This window comes from Streptomyces sp. NBC_00038 (assembly GCF_026343635.1).
Classification (GTDB): Bacteria; Actinomycetota; Actinomycetes; order Streptomycetales; family Streptomycetaceae; genus Streptomyces.
In genome coordinates this window covers 5721675-5738800 of record NZ_JAPELQ010000001.1, presented here as the reverse complement: position 1 = coordinate 5738800, position 17126 = coordinate 5721675, and the positions used below count along the sequence as shown (strand labels likewise).

Genomic DNA, 17126 nt, shown 5'->3' with positions numbered 1-17126 from the left:
CGAACAGCGTGATCTGTGCCCGCACGTTGTGCGGTACTGAAACAGGTTGGCGGGGCTGGCTGCGATGGCCAGTGTTCGCCTGATTGGCGGCGTGAGCGCCTGCGACGATGTGAACATGCCGACGCCTGGAACGCCTCTCTCCGCTGCGCTCATCCCCGACTGCACCAAACCGGATGCTCACCGCACGGCCTACAGAAGCGCCAAGGCCAACGACGCGATCTTTGTCTGCATCGCTCGTCAGGGATCGCGCTGGAAGGTGGAGCTCGACGCTTTTGCCAGCAGCGGGCCCACCATCCCGGAACAGGCGGTGGCTGTCCTACAGTCCGCGATTGAAGTACTGGTCTCTGACGGCACCGTGACGCAGGCCAACATTGCACCTGACTACATCTCCATATGGGCGATCAAGAGCGAGCAGAGGGCACGCGAAATCGCGGCCGCGTTCCATGCCGCCATGCACGGACTCCGGCAGCTATACATCGCCGTTCCAGTCCCGCGCAGTAGGGCCTAGTCTCCGAGGCTCGCGCCGCGGTGGTCAGTGCCAGACAGCGGGCCACGGAACTGCGGACCACACGCCGACTCCTGCATCGCGCGCGGTGAGCCCGAGTGCTGTCCTGCGAGAAGTTCTGGAGATGATCTTGCGTCAGGGGACCTGAGGCGCCGACGGAGACCAATGCTCCCCAACGCCCTGACCTGCAAATTTGACCTAGCGCACAGGCAGACGATCTTCCAGGGCCTAATTCGGGACGAAGAGGTCGTGGGTTCAAATCCCGCCACCCCGACAGCTTTAGCACCAGGTCAGGCCTGGTTTCCGGAAACGGGAACCAGGCCTGATGTGTTTTCCGGGGGGCGGCTCGGGAGCGGGATGCGGTCTCTGCTCGGGGGCGGGAGCAGGCGGGCGTACGCCGGTCCGCGCGGCCTGAGCATGCCGCACCGTTCGGTACCGGTCCCTCCCCACGTGGGGACCGGTACCGAACGGTGCGGGCGGAGTCGGTCCGTGCCGTATGCCGTACCGGCACGGATCGAGTGGATCAGGGGCGGGTCGGGCGGATCGAGGAGAAGCCGGACCCTTGTCGGTGCGAGTCAGTGCGATGGCGGTCCCGGTCGGGGGCGGCTCCGCGGAGGTCTCAGGGCCTCGCGACGGGGGCTTCGCCGCCGTCTTGTCACTCCAGTGGAAGTTGACCGAAAACGTGCAGCGTCATGAGTTGGTCTCCGAGCGCTGAGCTGGTGGTTTGGCCGGGCGCCGCGCGGTTGGTTCGCTACTGGGGCGTGATCCTGCCAGTTGTGGGTCGCGCGGAGGAGGTTCCGGAGCCGGACGAGCGGCTTAGCCGCAGGTCAGCCGTATAAGGTGAGTTTTCCGGTCCGGATGTCCAGGTGCGGCGGAAGTAAGGGGTGGAGGCCTTGAGTTCCGACTCAGGGGCACGCATTGCCTTCGCGGAGCGTCTCGCGCTGCTCTACAAGGAGGCCGGCAATCCTCCCCTCAGTCGCGTGGCCGAGGCGGTCGTACGGCTGCATCGGGTCGATGAGCGCGGGCGGCCCGTGCGGGTGTCCGCTCAGCGGATCAGCGACTGGCGACGGGCCAAGAACGTGCCTGCCCAGTTCGCCGCGCTCGCGGCGGTGCTGCAGATCCTGATACCCGATGCGCGGCGCTCGCGGCCCGTGCCGGTGTCCCCGGGACTGTACGACCCGGTCCAGTGGCAGCGTCTGTGGGAGCGGGCGGTGGCCGTTCCCGTCGGGGACCGCGCCCCGGCATCCGCGGAAGTGGAGGAGCACGCCGCGGTCGAGGCCCCGGCCGTGTGCCCGTACCGGGGGCTGGCTTCCTACCGTCAGCAGGACGCCCGGTGGTTCTTCGGCCGTGAGCGGAGCACGGATGCTCTCATCGCTCAGCTCGACGCGGCGGAGAAGACCGGCGGCCTTGTCATGCTCGTGGGTGCCTCGGGGGCGGGCAAGTCGTCCCTGTTTAACGCCGGTCTGGTGCCCGCGCTGCGCGACGGGGCCCGGGGGGACGACGACAGCCGGGCACGGGTGGTTCTGCAGCTCGTGCCGGGAGGCGATCCGCTCGCCGAACTGACCCGGCGGATCCCTGAGCTCGCGCAGGTCCTCTCCGCCGCGAGGGATGGGGAGGAAGAGGGGGATCCTGCGGCCGAGGATCCCTGTACTCCCCGATTCGCGCACGACGTGCGGCTGGCCATCACCGCGTGGGCCCGGCGCGAGGCGTCCTCCGCCGACCCTCCGGTCATCATCGTGGACCAGTTCGAGGAGGCGTTCACCCTCTGCTCCGACGAGGCGCAGCGGCGCACCTTCGTCCAGCTCCTGCACGCCGCGTGCTCGCCCGCCGCCCCCGCGGGCGCCGCTGACCCCGTCGACCCGGCCCCCGTGCTCGTGGTCCTGGGCATACGCGCCGACTTCTACGAGCAGTGCCTCGGGTATCCCGAACTGGCCGACGCGCTCCAGCACCGGCACATGGTGCTCGGGCCGCTGGCCACCGCGGAGCTGCGCGAAGCGGTGACCGGCCCGGCCAAGGCCGTGGGCCTGGAACTGGAACCGGGCCTTGCGGAGCTGATCGTCCGGGAGCTGAGCGCCGACGGCCCGCGTGGGGCGCACGACGCGGGGGTGCTGCCGCTCCTGTCGCATGCTCTGCTCGCCACCTGGCAGCGACGGAAGGCGGGCAGGCTCACGCTGGCCGGCTACCGCGCGGCGGGCGGAATCCAGGGGGCGGTGGCGGCGACCGCCGAGCAGGCCTGGTCCGGCCTCGATCCGGCGGCGCGTACGGCGGCGCGACTGCTCCTCCTCCGGCTGGTCCGGCTGGGCGAGGACACGCAGGCCACCCGGAGGCGGGGGACGCGGCGCCAACTGGCGGAGGAGTCGACGGACCCAGGCAAGACGGAGGAATCGCTCGAGGCGCTGGTTCAGGCCCGGTTGGTGACGCTCGACGCGGAGACCGTGGAGATCACCCATGAAGCGCTGCTGCACGCCTGGCCGCGCCTGCGCGACTGGATCGGCGAGGACAAGAACAGCAACCTGCTGCGCCAGCAGTTGGAGGAGGACGGCAGGGCCTGGGAGGGCTCGAACCGCGACACCTCGCTGCTCTACCGGGGTTCCCGTCTGGAGCAGGCCCGTGGCTGGGCGAAATCCGCCGGGAACACCTTCCTGACCCGGAGCGCGGTGGAGTTCCTGGCCGCTTCGGTCAGGCTGCGCAAACGCACGGTCTGGATCGGCCGTGGCGCGGTGTCGGCCCTGGTCGTCCTGGCGATGCTGGCCGTCGGTTCGGCGGTGGTCGCGTGGCAGCAGCGGAACGACGCGGTGTTCGAGCAGGTGATCGCCGAAGCCGATCGCGTCCAGTACACGGACCCGTCGCTGTCGGCTCAACTCGACCTGGTGGCCCACCGCTTGCGGCCGGACGACGAGGGCGCGAACAACCGGCTGATCTCGATCGTGAACGCGCCGCTGGCCACACCGCTCCTCGGGCACACCGGCGCCGTGTACCTCACCTCGTTCAGCCCGAGCGGACTGATCCTGGCCACCGCGAGCTACGACCGGACCGTCCGGCTGTGGGACGTATCGGACCGGACTCGTCCCAAACCGCTGGGCAAACCCCTCACCGGCCACACGAGTTGGGTGAGCAGCGCGGTCTTCAGCCCCGACGGCAGCACGCTCGCCACCGCTGCCGACGACGGCACGATCCGGCTGTGGGACGTGCGGGAGCCCGACCACCCGCGCCCGCTCGGCGCGCCCCTGACCGGCCATGACGGCACGATCTACCTGATCACCTTCAGCCCGGACGGACACACTCTGGCGTCCGCGAGCGAAGATCACACCGTTGGTCTGTGGGACGTGCGCGACCCGGGCCGGCCGAAGAAGCTCGGTGCTCTGACCGGCCACACCGACGCCGTACGCTCCGTGGCGTTCAGCCCGGACGGACGGACGGTGGCGGCCGGTGGCGACGACAACACGGTCAGGTTGTGGAACACCGCAGATCCGCGTCATCCCGTGCGGATCGGCACGGTGCTGACCGGGCACACGAGCCTGGTGCACTCCGTGGCCTTCAGCCCCGACGGACGTACCCTCGCCAGCGGCAGCGCGGACAACACCGTCCGGCTGTGGAACGTCGCCGACCCCCGCCACGCGGAACCGCTCGGCGCACCGCTCACCGGCCACACCGGCCCGATCTGGTCGGTGGCCTTCAGCCCCGACGGAACCATGCTCGCCGCCGCCAGCCAGGACAGTACGGCGAGTCTGTGGAACGTCAGCGATCCGTCGTACCCCTCGCAGGTCGGCGAGCCGCTCGCGGGGAGCAGCGGCGAGATGTACGCCCTGGGCTTCAGCCCCGACGGACGGACCCTGGCCACCGGGAGCGGCGACAACACGGTCCGGCTGTGGTCGATACCGACCTCGGACATGATCGGCCGCATCGGAGCGTTCCGCCCGGACGGGAAGGTGCTCGCCACGGCCGCGCGCGACGAGAAGGTCCGGCTGTGGAACGTGGAGGATCCCGACCGGCCCGTGTCGCTGGGTGATCCGTTCATGCCCGGCGAGGGTGAGCTGCGTGAGCCGGTCTTCTCCCCCGACGGCCGCACACTCGCGGTGCTGACCGGAAACCGCGCGGTACAGCTGTGGAACGTCAGCGACCCGTCCCGGCCCGTCGCCTACGGAGAGCCCGTCGCCCTGCGGACCCGGTTCGCGGCCGCGCTGGCCTTCAGCCCGGACGGGCGCACGCTGGCGACCGCCTACGAGGACCGCACCATCCAGTTGTGGAACGTCAGCGACCTGTCCCACCCCGTCCGGCTCGGTGCGCCGCTCACCGGCCACAAGGGGTACGTCAACTCCCTCGTCTTCAGTCCGGACGGGCGTACGTTGGCCAGCGGCAGCGCGGACGTCACCATCCGGCTCTGGAACGTGGCCGACCCGCGCCACGCGACACCGCTCGGCGCGCCCCTCACGGGACATCTGGGGCCCATCAACGCGCTCGTCTACAGCCCGGACGGCCGTACGTTGGCCAGCGGCAGCGACGACAACACGGTCCGCCTCTGGGACGTCACCGACTCCTCCAAGGACAGGGCGCCCCGGCTGGAGTCCACGCTCACGGGCCACACCGAATCGGTGGTGTCGCTGACGTTCAGCCCGGACGGCACCAAGCTGGCGAGCGGCGGCAACGACAACACGGTCCGCCTCTGGGACGTCACCGTCCCGTCCAGGGCCACCCCGATCGGCCAGTCGATGAGCCCCAACGCCAAAACGGGCAATTTCCTTTCGTTCAGCTCCAAGAGCCACACGCTCGGTGTATCCAGCGGGGCCGATACCGTCCGGCTCTGGAACCTCGACGTCGACGAGGCCATTCGCCGTATCTGCTCGACCACCCGGGGTGTTCTGACACCGGAGAAATGGCACGAGTATCTTCCTCGCCTCTCGTACGAGTCTCCGTGCGACCAGTAGCGGAGCCGCGCAGCCAGTAGCGGAGCCCCGCGACCGGCGGCGGACCTGGGCGCCGACCACCGGTCCGGGAAGCTCACGACCGTGCGTGATCCCGATCACAACGCCTCGTCGCAGCTGAGCAGTCGGCTCCCGCTGCCCCGGCAGCCTTGTTACGCTTGGGACAGGCCCGATCGCTGGTGCATCCCCCGTCTCCAGCGGTCGGGTTCTTGCGTGCCCTGCGGCAGTCGCCGGTTCCGGAACCCGCGAGCCTCCCGACTCGTCAAGACCTCTTTAGGAGTCGTAGGCTGAGATCCCCGTGACGGATCGGTGAGCGGCTGTGCCGAAGGCGTACGAAGTGATCGCGGACGACCTGCGCCGGTCCATCCGTGAGGGCAGGCGCAAGCCCGGTGACAAGCTGCCGTCGGAGACGGATCTGGCGGGCCACTACCGGAGGAGCGTGCCGACCGTTCAGAACGCTCTCCGGGTTCTGAACGAGGAAGGCCTGATCGACAAGCGGCACGGCCGGGGCAACTTCGTCCGGTGCCCCCGGACGATGGCGCGGCGCGCGAACTCCCGCCACCAGTGGGAGAAGGGCCGGGTGCGCGAGCCGGTGGCGGAGCGGGCGCAGACCGGGGCGACCGAGCACGACACCGGGCTCGTACTGGACGACCTCGTCTTCCACGCGTCCTACCGCGAGATCGAGGCGCCCCAGGACATCGCCGAGGCCATGGGAGTCCCCGAGGGGACCGCGCTGCTCGAACGCACCTACCGGACGCGCTACGCCGCCGAGACCGCACCCTTCAACCTGGTGACCTCCTACCTGGTCCGCGACATGATCGCGGGGAATCCCGATCTCCTGGACGAGACCAAGGAGCCGTGGCCCGGGGGCTCGCAGAACCAGCTCTACACCGTCGGCATCGAGCTGGACCGCGTCGAGGAACGCGTCACGGCCCGGCCGCCGACACCGGAGGAGGCGGACGAACTGGAGCTGCCGCGCGGCACGTCCGTACTCGTCCTGCGCAAGACCTCGCACGACCTCGACAACCGCGTCGTGGACCTCTCCGACATCGTCCTGCCCGGCGATCGCACCGAGCTGCTCTTCACCACTCCACTGGAAAGGTGGTGAGTGCTGCCGTGAGCCGGCGCATCATCATCGTCACCGCCGTCCACGGGCCCTCGGCCCACTTCCTGACGGAGGCCTACAAGTCGCTGTGCGAGCAGGTACTTCCGGACGGCTGGGAGTGGCACTGGGTGATCCAGGAGGACGGGAGGACCGACACCGTCGCCCCGCACGTGCCTGAGGACGAGCGCGTGACCTTCCGCCAGGGCCGGCCCGGGGGTCCAGGGGTCGCCCGGACCATCGCGCTCGCCCGGGCCGACGGCGAGTACGTCAAGGTGCTGGACGCCGACGACCAGCTCGCTCCGGGTGCGCTCGCCCGCGACCTGGCCGCCCTCGAAGGAGACCGCACCATCGGCTGGGCGACCTCCCGGGTGCTGGACTTTCTGCCCGACGGCTCCACCGCCGGCTTTCCCGGCGACCCCGACAACGGGCCCGTCGAGCGCGGTGCCGTGCTCGACTTCTGGAAGGCGAACGGATTCCGCGCGCAGGTGCACCCCGCGACGCTCTTCGTACGGCGTGACCTGCTGCTCGCCCTCGGCGGTTGGATGGCGCTGCCCGCATCCGAGGACACCGGTCTCCTCCTCGCGCTGAACGCCGTCAGCCGGGGGTGGTTCTCGGCGGAGGTCGGGCTTCTCTACCGGAAGTGGGAAGGGCAGGCGACGGGGCAGACCTCGCACGTCGATCCGGCCGAACGGGAAGCCCGTATGGCCGTGGTGGAGGCCAGGGCAAGGGCGTTGGCCTCCTTCGGCTGGCGTTTCCCGGTCTCCGGCTGACCCGGATCCCGACGAAGGCTCCTTCAGACCAGCGCCTCGACATCCAGCCTGGAGAAGATCAAGTCGCTCTCGCCGAGCAGCGGGCCGCGCCAGCGCACCGGCGCGCGGGGCGCTCCCCTGAGTGCGGGCGGGTAGCTCCCGGGGGCGTAGCTGTTCTCCATCCGGTAGACGTGAAAGCCCGCGCCCGTCATCGTCTTCATCAACTCATCGGCGGAATCGCCGAGTTGGGCCATCCGGTCGGGCGTGACCTCGACGGAGATCTCGGCGTCCGGCCGGAGCTTGTCCAGCATGGGTGCCAGGCCGCGGACGACCTTTCCCTCCGCGCCTTCCACATCGATCTTGATCACCCGGGCGTTGGCGATCTCCGAGGGATCGAGCAGTTCGGGCAGCGGGAGCGCCTCGATCTCGAACGTGGACTCCGCCGGGCCGTCGTAGGGAACGATGCTGTTCGCGCCCATGTTGCGCGAGCTCGCCAGCACGAATGTCAGTGTCTGACGGCTGTCCGACACCGCGGAGTTGACCGCGCGAAGGTTGCCGCAGTCGTTGAGCCGGGCCTCCTGCAACAGCCGCTGATGGAACACCGGCGAGGCCTCGATCGCGACCACCTGGCCCGTATCGCCCACGAGTTGCGAGGCCAGCACGCTGAACACACCGATGTTGGCTCCGACGTCGACGAAACCGTCCCCCGGCCGCAACCGGCTCTGGAGGAAGTTCGTCATGTGCGGCTCCCACACTCCGAACAGGTACAGGTACCGCTGGATCAGGTCCTGGGTGTCGACGGCGAACCGGGCGCCGGATCGCGTCTCGACGACCCGCCGGCGCGGGTGCTCCCTCAGGTGGGCGTTCAGAAAGCGCGTGGCCAGCAGCGCCTTTCCGAAGGAGCCCGGGGCCCCACGGACGTACCGGCGCCCGAGGGTGACCAAAGCCTCCGAAACAGCCCCTGAAATGGGATCACGCATCCGCTCGCCTCTCCGCCGGGTCCGGTCCAGCGGAAACCGTAGCGCGCTGATCCCTCCGGGCCGCACTGGAGCCCGGAGCCTCCGGTACCACCCAGCGCCACCCGGCGATGGGCACTACCCGTCGATGACGATGGCCTGGGACGGACACCAGTCGGCCGCCTCCCGCACCTGTGGATCGTCTCCGCTGTCCTCCTGGCCCGGCAGGACGGTGCCGTATCCGGAGTCCGCCAGGGCGAAGACGGAGGGGACCCGGTGGGCGCAGTCACCGGAGCCGTAGCAGACGTCGCGGTCGACGGAGACCTTCATATCCACTCCAGTTGCAAGCGGGCGCCGTCCCTCGGAGCGGGCCGACGGGCCGGCCGGAATCCAGGAGACTTCCGACTTTCCCACTTGACTGCCCGCCGGGCGGCCAACTGAATCGATGGTCGCCCTGACGTCTACTTGCCCTGGTCGAAGGGGAGTTGCAGCATCCGGATGGCGTTGCCCCGCAACAGCTTGTACGTCACCTCCGGGGAGAGGCCGGCCACGTGGTCCGCCGCCACCTCCTTCGTGTGCGGCCAGGTCGAGTCGACGTGCGGGTAGTCCGTCTCGAAGGTCGCGTTGTCCACGCCGACGGTCTCGATCGCCGAGATCCCGTGCTTGTCCCGGAAGAAGCAGCAGAAGATCTGCCGGTAGTAGTACGTCGAGGGAGGCTCCGGGATCAGATCCTTCACTCCGCCCCACGCCCGGTGCTCCTCCCAGACGTCGTCGGCGCGCTCCAGGGCGTACGGGATCCAGCCCATCTGCCCTTCGCTGTACGCCAGTTTGAGGCGCGGGAACTTCACGAGGACCCCGGAGAAGAGGAAGTCCATCATCGACGCCATGGCGTTGTTGAAGCTCAGCGAGGCCTGTACGGCCGGTGGTGCGTCCGGCGAGGCCGCCGGCATCTGCGACGAGGAGCCGATGTGCATGTTGACCACGGTCCCGGTCTCCTCGCACACCGCGAAGAACGGGTCCCAGTAGCCGGAGTGGATGGACGGCAGCCCCAGGTACGTCGGGATCTCACTGAAGGTCACCGCACGCACGCCACGGGCCGCGTTGCGCCTGATCTCCGCGACGGCGAGGTCGATGTCCCACAGGGGGATCAGGCACAGCGGGATGAGCCGCCCTCGGCTGTCGCCGCACCACTCCTCGACCATCCAGTCGTTGTAGGCGCGGACGCACGCGAGCGCGACCTCCTTGTCCTTGGCCTCCGCGAAGGTCTGCCCGCAGAACCGCGGGAAGGTCGGGAAGCAGAGCGAGGCCTCCACATGGTTGAGATCCATGTCCTCCAGGCGCGCCTTCGGGTCCCAGCAGCCGCGCCGCATCTGCTCGCGTGTGATGCCGTCGAGGGTCATCTCGTCGCGCGAGAAGCCGACGGCCGCGATGATGCGTTTGTACGGGAAGACCTCGCCCTCGTACCTCCACCAGTCGGTGATCTGGCCCTTCGGGTCCGTGGTGAACCGGTACTTCCCGCCGATGTACTGGAGGTCACCGATACCGGCGGTGAAGGGCTGCGGCCCCTTGTCGCGGTACTTGCTCGGGAGCCATGTCTCGAAGAGGTGCGCGGGCTCGATCACGTGATCGTCCACGCTGATGACCCTGGGAAGATCCCCGGTGCCGCTCTCGGTACTGACCACGCCCAACCCCCTGCTGCCTGCCGGTTCTCCGGCTCACACCTGACGCCGAACCCGACGCCATATCTGACGATCCATCAGATTCAGGCTAGGGGACCACTCCCCCGACAGCAAGAGCAAGCACCCCTTCCACCCCTTGCGATCTCGAACCGAGTCCGCTCAACTGACGGTCCATCAGATAGAGAAATCCCAGGGAGGGACGTCGGAGATGCAGACGACATGGCTCAGCGGTGCCGAGTGGTTCGCGGTCCTCCGCATAGGCGTCGGCCTGTGGTGGCTGGAGAGCTGGCGCCACAAGGACAAGAAGGACTGGTTCACGGGCGGCGGCATCAGGTGGGCGGGGGGAATCGCCGCCAAGCACCGATGGCCCTTCGTGCGGCTCGGCTTCGACCGCGTGGTCGCGCCAAGGCCTCGCCTGATGGCGTACGTGGTCGCCTACGCGGAACTGGCCCTCGGCCTCGGCCTGATCGCCGGCTTCCTGACGCCGATCGCCCTCGTCGGCGGGCTCCTGCTCAACCTGATCTACCTCGTGCTAATGATCCACGACTGGGCCGAGCAGGGGCAGAACCTCATGATGGCCCTGATCTCCGCCGTCGCGCTCTTCGCCATGAGCTGGCAGGTGTGGTCCCTGGACAACGCGCTGGGGCTCTTCAACTAGGGCCTGCCAAGGGGCACTTCGGCGAACTCGCGAACCACCGGCTGCCCACCCTCGTAAGATCATCCAGTCGTTTTCGGAAGTGATGGCTGGGGGACGAGTTGGGCACCGGCGAGCAGTTCGTGACCATCGCCGCAGTACTGCTCGGTGCGTTGATGACACACGTCACCAACTACCTGATGGAGAGGGGCCGGAACCGCTACCAGCTCCTGACGCGGTGGGACGACAAGAAGATCGACGCGTACGGGGGACTACGTGGACGCCGTGAAGGCGAGGATCGCCACGTCCGTCCGGCTGTACGAGGTCCGGGAGGGCCTGGCCGAGAGCGAGAGGTCCGAGCACGATCTGCGTGAAGATCTCTCGGAGGCCAGCCGCGTATGGGGTGGCTCCTTCGAGCGCGTCATGCTTCTCGGCGGCGACGACGCCATCGAGGAGGGGCACGAACTCAACGCGCTGGTCGCGGAGATCGTCTGGCAGGCGACGGGGAAGGTCGACGGAACCCTCGACGACTGGCGCCGGCGGAACCGGGCCGCGTTCCGCGCCGTCAACGCCTTCCACGAGGCCGCTCGGCAGGACCTCGGGATCCGGGGAAGCGTCACCGGCGAGAAGCATCCCGAGCGGGACCTCCTGCTGCCGCCCTCACGTCAGGCGCCCGCGGACGACTGACGGCACGAGGGCACGACGCCCGCACGGCTCTGGTCACTTCGCGCCGTACCTGCCATCCTGCCGGGCACTGTCGTCCCGACGGAGGAGGCGGAGATGAGCGACCCGAACGGCAACGAGCCCGAGCAGAGGCTCAGGACGAGTCACGCCGCACGCACGCGAAGTGCGGCGACCCGGGCCGCCGCGATCTGCCACTACATCGAGCAGCACCGTTCTGAGAAGGTGGAGGAGTCTGAAGAGACTGAAGAGACGGGCGAAGACGGAACACCAGAGGACGGAACGCCAGAAGACGGAAAGACGGCGGCAAAAGAGATCACCTGGAAGTCCGCCCACGCCGCCCGCGTCGCCGCTCAGGCCTTCGCCGTCCTCTCCGAGAGCGCCCCCGCGCCCGCGGCGGACTCGCGCTGTGCCAGGAACGCCGCCGCATCCGCCGCTCAGGCCGCCCAGATGGGCCAACTCCACGACTGCTCCGGCGAGTTGTCCGTCGCCGCCTGCCGCGCCGCTGTCCAGGCATCCCGGGCCGCCGCGGAAGCCGCGGGAGCCGAAGGCCTGGGCGTGAACGAGACGTTGAACGCCAGGGCAGACGCGGCAGAGGCAGCCGCGGTCGCCGCCGCCGAGGAGGCGGGCTGGATGCGGCCGGGCCAGGAACTTCCCCAGGTGTCCACGGGTGTGCGCAGCCCCGAGATCATGTCGATGCTGCACCTTTGAATCCTCCCCTCCCTGAAGGGAAGGGGATTCCTGGCTCAGGCTGCCATCCGGGGCGGCGCCCCGGGTGGTCTTATGCCCTCGACACCAGCCGGGTTGAGACCAGCCCGGACGAGCATCACGCGTGCGGAGTTCTTGTCCCTGGGGGACACGGTTCCGCATGCGGTGCAGGTGTAAGTGTGCATCCCCAGCGGCAGTGTGTGCTTGGCTCTCGCTCCGCACTGCGCGCAGTCCATCGTGGTGTGCGCGGGGTGTACCAGGTGCACGATCCTGCCGTGCTTGCGGCCCATCTCGATCAGGGCCTGCTGGGTGGCGCCGATGGCGGCGTCGGCGGCCTTCCGGGCCATGGTGGTCCTGGCAAGGAACTTCGGCCTGAAGTCCTCTACGGCCAGGGCGTCGTGGTTGCGGACGACGGACTTGGCCCACTTGCGGGCCGTGTCCTGGCGCTGCCGGGCGACCTTCTGGTGCGCCTTGGCCCGGAGGTGCTTTGCCGTGCGGTAGCTCTTCGAGGCGGCCTGCCCCTTCTTCGGTCTGCGGCGGGCCATCATCCGGTCGTACCGGGTCAGCTTCTCCTTGGCCTTCCGCCCGTGCTGGGCGTGTGGGAGGTCATGGGCGTCGCTGGTGGTGGTCGCGGTCTCCCGCACACCCCAGTCGATGCCGATCACTCGGCCGGTGGCGGGGAGCGGCTGCACCTCGGTGCGGACGACGAAGCTGGCGTACCAGTGCCCCAGGCTGTCCTGATAGACGCGCACGCTGGAGGGGGCGGCAGGGAGAGCACGCGACCACGCCACGGTCAGGGCGATGCCGCCCGCCAGGTGCAGCCTGCCGTCCTTGAGACGGAAGCCGCGCCGGGTGTAGTTCAGCGTCGGCGCCGCCTCGCGCTTCTTCTTCCACCGCGGCATCCCGGCCCGGCGGTGCTGCGGAACCCGCTCGCGGATGTCCTTGTGCGCCTTGGACTTGGACTTGCCGAAGTCACGGATGAGCTGCTGCTGCGGGACCGAGCTGCCTTCCCGCAGCCAGGGCGTCACCTTGCGGGCGTCGGTCAGCATCTTGTCGAGCTGCGCTGGGCCGCACGTTTGCTTGTCGGTGCCCTCGGGCCGGTTCTTGTTCCAGGCGTGGACCTGCTTCGACTTGGCCACGCACTCGTTCCACACCCACCGGCACCGGTCCCACTCCGCCAGCAGCAGCGGGTGGGCGGTGGACGGTACGCGAAGCCGGAACGTGTACCGGGCATGACCCACTCCGTCGGCCCCCGCTGATTCCGCCACGCCCTCACCCCCGTCTGCGTTCCGGCTACCCCAGCCCTGTCGGACGACCGTACGTGCGAGATCCGCACACCCGCACCCCTGTCCCACCACGATCACCCTCATCGGCGAACGCGGGCACACGTGTTCGCCTGTACCCGGCTCCGCCGGGCAAGCCTCAGCGGCGCTCCGCGCCCGGGAAGCAGGATGCGGCGACGCTCCGCGCCGCCGTCACGGGATGCGATTCCTCCCCGGCGTGAACGCCGGGGCCTCCTCGTAAGAGGTGAGGTGACCAGTACCTCACCGGTGCGTGACGGGTACACCTGACCGGTGCCGCCTTCCCGCCACCGCGTTTCTTTCCGATCATCCGAATCGTTGGTCCGGTCGAATCCGCCCCTCAACTGCCCTACCCGCATCCCAGGGGCATGCGATCGGAGAGCTTCGTGCGAATGACCGACATCCAGCGTTGCGAGATCCGGCCCGGATGTCTCGTGGAGTGGACGCTGCATCCGAGGACCGTCGAGGCCGCGGCGGGCCTGCCGGAGGACTCCCGGCCACCGGCGTACGTGCAGGAGTCCCATTTGCGCACGGCCCGATCGGTGCGGGACGACGGGCTGTTCGTGCCCACCTGGCTGGGCACCGCGTTCGACATCCCGGGGCAGGTCGATCTCGACGTGCTGCAACACGCCTTGCGGGACTGGACACTTCGGCACGAGACGCTGCGCAGCGGTTTCCGGTGGAGCGGTGACGAGATGCGGCGGTTCACCCTGGACGCCGACGCGGTCGTACTGCACCGCGAGGACGTCGGCGACTTCGCCGAGGCGGCCACCCTGACCCGGTATCTGCAGGACCGTTTCGACGTCGCGGCGGACGCACTCAGCTGGCCGAACTTCATCTACACCGCGGTCGTCAGGGAGGACGGCGCAAGTGTCTACATGGCGTTCGACCACAGCAACGTCGACGCGTACTCGCTCCACCGCATCGCCGCCGAGATCCACGAACTCTACGAAGCGGGCCTCGAAGGCCGTTCCGTCGCCACCGCACCGGTCGCCAGCTACGTCGACTTCTGCGCGATCGAGCGCGCACAGGCCGACGAGATCGACGACACGCACGCGATCGTCGCCCGCTGGCGGGAGTTCATCGCCCAGTGCGACGGGAAACTGCCGGGCTTCCCGGTCGACCTCGGTCTCGAACCCGAAGGTCCGCTGCCCGCCCAGAGGTTGATGCACGAGATGCTCGTGGACGACGCGGACGCGGCGGCCTTCGAGGCGTACTGCCGGCCGTACGGCGGAAGCCTGGTCGGCATCCTCGCGGCCACCGCCCTCATCGTCCGCGAGATCGGCGGGCAGGAGGTGTACCGCACCGTCGTGCCCTTCCACACCAGGGCGAAGTCCAAGTGGTCGGACTCGATGGGCTGGTACGTGGGCGGCGCGCCGATCGAGATTCCGGTGGCCCGGGCGACGGATTTCGACAGCGCGCTGGGGATGGTCCGCTCCGCGCTGCGCGAGGGCCGGCCGCTGTCGCGGATGCCCATCGCCCGCGTACTGCGGCTGCTGGGCTCCGACTTCCGGCCCACCTCCCCCGACCTGTACTCGATCGTCTCGCTCGTCGACACGCGCGACACCCCGGGGTCGGAACGGTGGCAGGACCTGAAGGCGTACGGGCTGATCCGGATCTCGTACGGCGACCAGGTGTGCGCCTGGGTCACCAGGCTCCACGAGGGCCTGCAGTTCGCCAGCCGCTATCCGGACACGGACATCGCGTACAAGAACATGCGGTTGTACGCCCAGGGGCTGCGGGAGCGGATCCTGTCGGTCGCGCGAAGCCGGGAAGAGGCGCCGGCTGTGCCCGCCCGGGCCTGAGAGGCGGGGACGGGCAGCAGCCGCTCAGGCCCGAGGTGGCCGGCAGGTACCTACGTCACAGGCCCGCCGCGTCCACCACGGCCCCCAGGTCGACGAACTTGAAGCCCGTCGCCGTACGCGTGCCGCCCTCCCCGTCCGGCACCTCCGGGGTCTCCTGGCCGTCCTGCACGACGAGCAGGCCGCGCGGATAACGCTTGCCCAGCGGGGCGTTCAGGATGGCGGCGCCGTCGCACTCCTCGACGCTGTCGAGCGTCTCCGAGGCGGCACCGACGCGGAAGCCGCCTTCATAGGCGTTGCCCTTGCGGACGTCACGGTCGTACAGCGCGAAGGTGTTGTCGCCCTGGCTTGAGGCGAGCAAGTAACCCTCGCCGCCCCGCTGCTGAAGCAGGGTCAGGCCCTCGACGTCGGCCGACAGGCGCTTGCCGCCGTAGCCGGGGTCCGCGCCCGGCACGCACTCCTCGGTCGCTTCGTCGTAGGTGCCGGGGACGCCGTACTCCTTGGTTCTGTCGACCAGGACCGGCTTGCCGGTGAGGTCGGCGCGCAGCCGCCAGATGCCGATGTCCTCCTGGCCTGCGTAGAGGGTGCCTGTGGCCGGGTCGACGACCATGCCTTCGACCTGCGGGAGTTCGCCGGGCTCGGCGCACGCACTCCACGACGTGCCGTCGGGCAGCCGGAAGGAGGAGGGCAGGTCGAGGGTGCGCACCTTGCGGTAGCCGACCTTGCCGCCCGCCACCGGAACCAGTTCGAGCAGCGCGAGCCGGGTCCGCTCGCGCTGGCTGACCAGGGCGTACGTCCGTCCCGTGGCCTTGTTCGTCCAGGTGGCCAGGCCGTACGCGGTCCTCTGGTCGTTGATCTCGCTCTGGTCGGCGGAGAACACGGGCGCGGCCGCCGGGTCGGTGACGTCGGTCAGGGGGCCGCCGGGGTGGGACGGGTCGATGCGGTAGATCCGGAGGCGGTCGTTGCCCCGGTCGGTCACCACCGCCACGTCGGCCCGGCCGGCGGAGGTGCGCAGGCCGGAGACGAGGTCGACGTTGTTGAAGCGGCCCGGGGCGTCGTCCTCGGCGGGCGGCTTCGGGGCGGACAGCGACTGCACCAGGCGGGCGTCCAGGTCGTAGACCTTCAGTCCGCCTTCCTTGGCGGTGGCCACGACGAGGCTGCGCCCGGGGGCGGCGGCGTTCCGCCAGATCGCCGGGTCGTCCGCGTCGGAGTTGCCGCCCGCCTCGTCGTCGTACAGCGCGGCGGCCTCGCTGGTGGCGGTCACCACCGGCAGACCGGACGTGCCCGCCCCCGCGGGGGGCGTCGCGAGGAGGCTGACGAGTGCGGTGCCCAGGGCGAGGGCGGCGGCTCTCCGTGGGGTGCGGTGCGCTCTCACAAGCGTTTCCTTACTGTCGGGACGCATCCTGTCGGGACGCATCGACCACATGTCGAGGTCATGCCGATGGTGCGGGGAGAAGCTTGCGCCCAGAGGTCCGTCAACTGTCCATGCGGTCACGGGGAGTTCGGCAGTACGTCGGCGGAAGTTCGCCTGGACTTGTCGCGCCGGGTCGCCCGAGCCTGCGCCAACGGCCCCGCGGGGGCGGCCTGTCGGGTGGGCGAGCGGTCTCGTACGGTGATGATCGGCTCCCCTGCGAAAGGTCTCCCCCGGTGACAGTCAACGCCCCGCGCCAGCGGTCCCGTACGGTCGCCGTCGGGGCCGCCGCGTCCCGCCCCTGCACCCTGGTCGTCTGCCGGGGCTGCTGCTGCGGCAACCCGCGGAAGTACCCGGCCGACGACCACGTCTGGCAGCTGGAGCGGCTGCGCGCCGGGGCCGAGGCGTCCGGGGGGCGGTTCGCCGTGCGGACCTCGGACTGTCTCGGGCCGTGCGACCAGGCCAATGTCGTCGTCGTACAGCCCTCGGGGGCCGGGCGGCGCGGCGGTGGGCAGGTGACCTGGATCGGGTTCGCGATGGGGGACGACTGCACCGAGGAGCTCATCGAATGGGCGGCCGCCGGTGGACCGGGGATCGCGCAACCGCCGGCCACGCTGGAGTTGCAGTTCGTCCGGCCGCCGCGCGAGGCACGGGCGCGGGCGCGCCGGTGAAG

General features: G+C 69.7%; 14 protein-coding genes. 9 read left to right on the top strand and 5 right to left on the bottom strand.

The annotated features are described in order from the left end of the window. Positions 1-64: 64 nt before the first annotated feature. The 4 genes from OG219_RS25980 to OG219_RS25965 all read left to right on the top strand — a co-directional run bounded on the left by OG219_RS25980 (position 65) and on the right by OG219_RS25965 (position 7302). Positions 65-508, top strand: coding sequence for a hypothetical protein (locus OG219_RS25980; protein WP_266830278.1), 444 nt, complete (start codon positions 65-67; stop codon positions 506-508). An 881-nt stretch (positions 509-1389) separates the two neighbouring features. Beyond that, positions 1390-5430 (top strand): AAA family ATPase, encoded by a 4041-nt coding sequence (locus tag OG219_RS25975; protein ID WP_266830277.1) that lies wholly within the window; start codon positions 1390-1392, stop codon positions 5428-5430. A gap of 316 nt (positions 5431-5746) precedes the next feature. After that, positions 5747-6535, top strand: coding sequence for a GntR family transcriptional regulator (locus OG219_RS25970; protein WP_266830276.1), 789 nt, complete (start codon positions 5747-5749; stop codon positions 6533-6535). A gap of 8 nt (positions 6536-6543) precedes the next feature. Further along, the gene (locus tag OG219_RS25965; protein WP_266830275.1) at positions 6544-7302 is read left to right on the top strand and encodes a glycosyltransferase family 2 protein; all 759 of its coding nucleotides are present in this window, start codon (positions 6544-6546) and stop codon (positions 7300-7302) included. Positions 7303-7325: 23 nt separating this feature from the next. Here the strand turns inward: OG219_RS25965 and OG219_RS25960 are convergent, their stop codons facing one another. The 3 genes from OG219_RS25960 to OG219_RS25950 all read right to left on the bottom strand — a co-directional run bounded on the left by OG219_RS25960 (position 7326) and on the right by OG219_RS25950 (position 9919). Next, the gene (locus OG219_RS25960) at positions 7326-8261 is read right to left on the bottom strand and encodes an FkbM family methyltransferase (protein WP_266830274.1); all 936 of its coding nucleotides are present in this window, start codon (positions 8259-8261) and stop codon (positions 7326-7328) included. 114 nt (positions 8262-8375) lie between these two features. Continuing rightward, a complete protein-coding gene (locus OG219_RS25955; protein ID WP_266830273.1) occupies positions 8376-8567 on the bottom strand; it encodes a ferredoxin in 192 nt (63 codons plus the stop codon). Positions 8568-8698: 131 nt separating this feature from the next. Further along, a complete protein-coding gene (locus OG219_RS25950; RefSeq protein WP_266830272.1) occupies positions 8699-9919 on the bottom strand; it encodes an amidohydrolase family protein in 1221 nt (406 codons plus the stop codon). Between the two features lie 205 nt (positions 9920-10124). On the opposite strand from OG219_RS25950, the gene OG219_RS25945 reads away from it, so the two are divergent. From OG219_RS25945 to OG219_RS25935, 3 genes are all read left to right on the top strand, one after another. Continuing rightward, positions 10125-10574, top strand: coding sequence for a DoxX family membrane protein (locus tag OG219_RS25945; RefSeq protein ID WP_266830271.1), 450 nt, complete (start codon positions 10125-10127; stop codon positions 10572-10574). 252 nt (positions 10575-10826) lie between these two features. Continuing rightward, entirely contained in the window at positions 10827-11237 is a 411-nt protein-coding gene (locus tag OG219_RS25940; protein WP_323183298.1) for a hypothetical protein, read from the top strand. A gap of 93 nt (positions 11238-11330) precedes the next feature. Further along, positions 11331-11942, top strand: coding sequence for a hypothetical protein (locus tag OG219_RS25935; protein ID WP_266830270.1), 612 nt, complete (start codon positions 11331-11333; stop codon positions 11940-11942). A gap of 35 nt (positions 11943-11977) precedes the next feature. On the opposite strand, the gene OG219_RS25930 is transcribed toward OG219_RS25935, so the two are convergent. Continuing rightward, positions 11978-13207, bottom strand: coding sequence for a transposase (locus OG219_RS25930; protein WP_266830269.1), 1230 nt, complete (start codon positions 13205-13207; stop codon positions 11978-11980). Between the two features lie 425 nt (positions 13208-13632). Here OG219_RS25930 and OG219_RS25925 point away from each other — a divergent pair, with 425 nt between their 5' ends. Next, the gene (locus OG219_RS25925; protein WP_266830268.1) at positions 13633-15045 is read left to right on the top strand and encodes a condensation domain-containing protein; all 1413 of its coding nucleotides are present in this window, start codon (positions 13633-13635) and stop codon (positions 15043-15045) included. A 55-nt stretch (positions 15046-15100) separates the two neighbouring features. Here OG219_RS25925 and OG219_RS25920 read toward each other — a convergent pair whose 3' ends face one another. Further along, the gene (locus OG219_RS25920; RefSeq protein WP_266830267.1) at positions 15101-16417 is read right to left on the bottom strand and encodes a phytase; all 1317 of its coding nucleotides are present in this window, start codon (positions 16415-16417) and stop codon (positions 15101-15103) included. Positions 16418-16689: 272 nt separating this feature from the next. Between OG219_RS25920 and OG219_RS25915 the strand changes: the two genes are divergently transcribed. Beyond that, positions 16690-17124 carry a (2Fe-2S) ferredoxin domain-containing protein gene (locus OG219_RS25915; protein WP_266830266.1) on the top strand — a complete coding sequence of 145 codons (435 nt, stop codon included), beginning with the start codon at positions 16690-16692 and terminating at the stop codon, positions 17122-17124. The last annotated feature ends 2 nt before the right edge of the window (positions 17125-17126 follow it).